This is a genomic window from Cylindrospermopsis sp. CR12 (genome assembly GCF_001432185.1).
In the GTDB taxonomy this organism is placed as follows: domain Bacteria; phylum Cyanobacteriota; class Cyanobacteriia; order Cyanobacteriales; family Nostocaceae; genus Raphidiopsis; species Raphidiopsis raciborskii.
In genome coordinates this window covers 1-4,986 of record NZ_LMVE01000035.1, presented here as the reverse complement: position 1 = coordinate 4,986, position 4,986 = coordinate 1, and the positions used below count along the sequence as shown (strand labels likewise).

Sequence of the window (4,986 nt, the reverse complement as noted above, 5' to 3'; positions counted from 1 at the left end):
CAGCACCAGGGGCACCCCAGGTAACAACAGAGCCATCGCTTTTTAGCGCCGCAAATGCACTATTATTGGAGAAAATCTGGGTGACACCGGAAGTGAGACTGCTGCTCACACTACTGCCACCAGAGTCACCCCAGGTAACAACAGAGCCATCGCTTTTTAGCGCCGCAAAGGCATAACTATTACGATACTCATGCCGTGTCCTAAAGTATTCACTCTTTGCAACACTCCCCCTAACCACAGTCCCCGGCGCCACATCATTATCCAAAATAGTGCCAGTCACCGCACTACTAGTACCCACCGCATATCCCGTCCCTGCTGCCAAAGTCAGCGCCACCGTTTCATTCCCATCACTAACCACATCTGAACTGGGGTCTAAACTGAGAATGACCACACTGGACCCTGCTGCAAAGGTCGCACTACCGGTACTAGTGCCAAAACTGGTGGCTCCCCGTTGCACGTAGTCGTCGTTTAAGGTGGCACTTCCACTCACGTTAAAGTTGACAGTTAGGGAATTTGTTACATCCCCAGTGCGACTAAATACATAAAATAGGTTTTGGGGGCCATCTTCTGTAACGGTGCTGGGTGAAGTGAGGGATAAACTCACGGTGGGGTTATTATACTCTACCTCTAGGTTTTGACCATTTACCTCTAACCAACCTCCATCATTCTCATTTCTCAATTCCGCTAACACATTGGGAGATAACACCTCACCCTGCACCAATGCAGCAAAAATCGCCCCTTCATCTCCGGGACTATCCACTGTATTAATATAAGCATCTACATAATGCCCTATTTCTTCTATAAGCACCTTGCTAACTAAACCTAAAGTGCCCTTCTCTATTAACTTGCTAGACAGATAAATCCTATTCTCACTTGACGAGTAGGCACCATTACCATCGCCTAGAATACCGCTATCTACAATCTCCATTTGCGGTAACTGACTAAAATCCCCTTTTTGCCATTGCAATCTCAGTATTTGGGCATTTTCTCTGTTATATTCCGTACCAAACGCCGTATCCAACACTTGCCAAAAGTCACCTGACAAAGAAAAAACCCACAGCTGGTGCAATGCACTATTTAAGCCCTGATTAGTTATTTTCGCCACGACCAACAACCTCACACAATTGTTTTTAAAAATATTTGGTTAACAGTAGCAATCCTAACAGGGATTATAACATATCTATCTCAAATAAAACAATGAGCATGTTACAAAATGTTACAAATCCCATATCCTCCGTTTGGGTTGCATCAGTTTGAAATCAGTGATTTTTTATCACGCAGCATTACATGTAATTAATAGAGCTGTTGGGTTTCGTTCCTCAACCCAACCTACATTCCAAATTTAGAATTGCTGACTAAATGGCATTTCCAGTCCACCGATTGTACTATAATTCCTATATCCTTACCAAAACCCAACTGGATGTATAAACAAAAGTTACGCCATGGCTTACAGTGAGTTCACCACCCTAGATAAGGTAATAAAAACCTTTAGCTTGCAGGTAGAAGAAGACCAAAATTTGTTTTGTGAGGTCAAACCTCTCCAACCTTCAGATTATCTTCAGCAGACCCTACAGGAGTATTTGCCCTTAGCAACTGCCATTAATACAGAAAAAGCCCGTTCCGAATTTCTCATCGCCCCAGTGTTAGCAGAGCTACGCCGTCAAACTAAACACCAAATCAGTCTGTTTTCCGGTACTGAGTTTAATGTAGATCCGGAAAGGGGTTTGGTGGGATTTTGCGATTATTTAATTAGCCATTCTAAGGAACAGTATTTTATCACAGTGCCAGTCATCGCTGTGGTAGAAGCAAAAAATGAAAATATTAAAGGGGGATTGGGACAGTGTATTGCCGAAATGGTCGCAGCCCAGTTGTTTAATTCCCAAGGAGGGACTCCCTTGACTTATATTTATGGGGTCGTTTCTACGGGGACGGTTTGGAAGTTCTTGCGTCTGGAAAACGCGACTGTTTTTATTGATTCCCTAGAATACTATATTAACCAAATTGATAGAATATTAGGCATTATGATGTTACCGCTGTGTAAAGCTTACTAAAATACCCAATTAAGACCTTTTGTACGAATAACCGAGCAGATGGGCCTTCTATCAAAATTTTGCCAGATTATTATTCATGGTACCAAATCCCCTACAATAAATATCACTGATACAGAAATTCAGGAGAGTTAAGCCATGCCAATGGCAGTTGGCGTTATCGAAACTTTAGGTTTTCCCGCAGTTTTAGCCGCAGCAGATGCTATGGTTAAGTCTGCTGCTGTCACAATCGTATACTATGGCATTGCAGAAAGTGGAAGGTTGTTGGTTGCTGTTAGAGGACAGGTAGCAGAGGTGAAAACCGCTGTTGCAGCTGGAATAGCTTCCGAAGAAACCGTTTATGGTGGTCAGGTGATTACTCATTACATAGTCCCCAACCCACCGGAAAATGTGGAGACAATTCTACCCATCCATTTCACTTCTAAGTCCGAACCTTTTCGCATTTTTTAACTTGTACCGGTAATTTTATTTATACAGGAGATTAGTAATGTCCCTACAGGCCGTTGGATCTTTAGAAACAAAGGGTTTTCCCGCAGTTTTAGCAGCAGCAGATGCTATGGTTAAAGCTGGAAGGGTAACTTTGGTCGGTTATATCCGAGTTGGTAGCGCCCGCTTTACAATCAATATTCGTGGTGATGTTTCTGAGGTGAAAACTGCCATGGCCGCTGGTGTGGAAGCAGCACAAAATGTCTATGGTGGTACTCTGGAATCCTGGGTAATTATCCCCCGTCCCCATGAAAACGTGGAAGCTGTCTTACCTATTGCTTACACAGATCAAGTCCAGCAATATCGAGACTCGGTGGAAAACCCCATTGTCCGCTCCTCCAGTGGTAGATAGTTTTTGGTAACTATCTCAACCTATCTTTTTGGAATACAAACGGCTTTTGTTAATGCCGACTTAAATGGTGCAGCAAATATTTTGAGCGATTTTACTATGGAACTAAGTGCAGCAAATATAGCAGAATATTGGCGGAAACGACTCGCTGCTGAGTCTCCTGAAAACAGTGATGACGCTAGAAATAGTATTATGCTTTGGCTTTTGGGGTCGGACTTAACCAGATTTGCAGGGTTTACACCCAAAGAATTGGAGATTGCTCAAAAGGCTATGGAATATCGCTGGCGAGTTCTACGACAGCGATATTTAGGTGTGGGAAGGGAACAGGCCTATCGTAATTTGATGGTTCGCTTGGCAAGTGTTACCACAATTAGAAATAAAATTCAAACCTGGGTCTCTTTAAGTCGCGATCGCCAGCGTAGTGTGATAGATGTACTGCAAGAGGTAATTCAGGAAATGCTGCAAAGTGATTCTTATATGCAGCAGCAAATGAGTCTAATTGCCGATGCAACTGGGGATAAAAGGTTGCGAGACATGTTATTATTTGCCAGCTTAGAAGAATACTGTTTACGACCTGTGCGTAATCAACCTTTATTGACACATCGGTTTGTCAATTATTTACGCCGCATTCAGCGAGGGGGATTGACTCAAATTCCAGGTAAGGACGTGATTAGACTGGTTTCTGACGAAATATTAACAGAAGATACGGAAAGCAACTTAAATCTTTTAGATGACGAAGCGATCGCCCAGTATCAGGAGGCGCAAAAGGTAGAGGAGCAACAATTGTTACGTCAGGAAGTGCAAGAGAAATTTGAGGAATACCTATTAGAGAAGCTGGGACAAACAGCGGTGGAGTGGTTGAGGTTATATTTAGAGGGTAAGAGTCAAGAAGAGATTGCTAAAAAGCTGAATCAGCCAATTAAGGAATTATACAGATTAAGGGAGAAAATTAGTTACCATGCTGTTAGAGTTTTTGCCATCAAGGACAAACCGGAGTTAGTAGAGAATTGGTTATCAACGTCTTTAAAGGAAGATGGTTTAGGTTTAACGCCAAAACAATGGGAGCAGCTGAGGGAGAAGATAAGTCCCCTAGGTAGGGAGATTCTTGATAGAAGGAAAGGGGGGGATTCTCTAGCAGGAATAGGGGAGAAATTAGAGATGAAGACCCATAAAGTGATAGGTGAGTGGACAAAAGTTTATTTAGTAGCTCAGAATTTAAGGGCCCAAAATTAATTTGATGACCTAGGTTGGGTTGAGAAAACCCAAAAAATCAACGGGGATCTCAATAACAAATCTAACCCACGAACCATTTGAATCCATATCTACTCATGCCCAATATGACCACCAAAAACATGCCTTTCTTCCGCTCCCCACATAACATCATAAAATCCCGCTTGAACATAACGATGAAAACTTGAATACTGCCAATCTTTTGGTGCATTTACCAATCCATGACGAACCGGATTATAGTGAATATACTCGACATGATTAATAAAATCTCGATCATCCCGAATTTGATGCTCCCAAAAGCGACGTTGCCAAATTGGTTTTTCACCTTTTTGCTCCTGAGATAAAGTCATTGTTCCCTGACAAGAAACCTGACATTTACGACTAAAATAACTTTTAATTAATCGCCAACGAGTCGAAAAATCCCCATCATTTTCAGGTAATGTCCAAAGACAATGAAGATGCTCAGGCAAAATAACGATCGCATCAATTTTAAATTGGTAGTTTTTCATCACATATCGAAACGCTTCCCTTAGTAAATCTATATTTTCCGATTTACCTAAAATGGGACGACGACAATAAGTAACAAGAGTGAAAAAATAGGTCGCCCCTGGTGTCTTTGCTCGACGATATTCCATATTATAATTAATGAAACAGAAAAGGATAACCCAACAAACCAACAGAGAGAAAAACAGATACCCTTAAAACATTATATAATCCCGTAGGTTGGATTGAGAAAACCCAACAAACCCCACTGTTAATTATAGTCCATGTGAACTCCTTGTCTTATAGGGTGAGCGGTTTGATTTTACTTCCAGCGATCGCCTGTTTTTAAAAACATTTACCGTAGGTTGGATTGAGAAAACCCAACAAACC

General features: G+C 41.9%; 5 protein-coding genes and 1 pseudogene. 4 read left to right on the top strand and 2 right to left on the bottom strand.

Annotated features, from left to right (window positions below; translation table 11 throughout):
- Positions 1–1,105, bottom strand: a pseudogene (locus ASL19_RS04195) (hypothetical protein); the annotation flags it as partial.
- A 337-nt stretch (positions 1,106–1,442) separates the two neighbouring features.
- On the opposite strand from ASL19_RS04195, the gene ASL19_RS04190 reads away from it, so the two are divergent.
- The 4 genes from ASL19_RS04190 (at position 1,443) to ASL19_RS04175 (ending at position 4,116) form a co-directional block, all read left to right on the top strand.
- Positions 1,443–2,051, top strand: a complete 609-nt coding sequence (locus ASL19_RS04190; protein ID WP_057177410.1) for a hypothetical protein — start codon at positions 1,443–1,445, stop codon at positions 2,049–2,051.
- Between the two features lie 135 nt (positions 2,052–2,186).
- On the top strand, positions 2,187–2,498 hold the full coding sequence (locus ASL19_RS04185) for a carbon dioxide-concentrating mechanism protein CcmK (protein ID WP_006278595.1): 312 nt from the start codon (positions 2,187–2,189) through the stop codon (positions 2,496–2,498).
- Positions 2,499–2,535: 37 nt separating this feature from the next.
- The gene (locus ASL19_RS04180) at positions 2,536–2,886 is read left to right on the top strand and encodes a carbon dioxide-concentrating mechanism protein CcmK (RefSeq protein ID WP_006278594.1); all 351 of its coding nucleotides are present in this window, start codon (positions 2,536–2,538) and stop codon (positions 2,884–2,886) included.
- 96 nt (positions 2,887–2,982) lie between these two features.
- On the top strand, positions 2,983–4,116 hold the full coding sequence (locus tag ASL19_RS04175) for a HetZ-related protein 2 (RefSeq protein WP_057177411.1): 1,134 nt from the start codon (positions 2,983–2,985) through the stop codon (positions 4,114–4,116).
- 89 nt (positions 4,117–4,205) lie between these two features.
- Here the strand turns inward: ASL19_RS04175 and ASL19_RS04170 are convergent, their stop codons facing one another.
- Positions 4,206–4,748 (bottom strand): transposase, encoded by a 543-nt coding sequence (locus ASL19_RS04170; protein WP_057177409.1) that lies wholly within the window; start codon positions 4,746–4,748, stop codon positions 4,206–4,208.
- Positions 4,749–4,986: the final 238 nt, after the last annotated feature.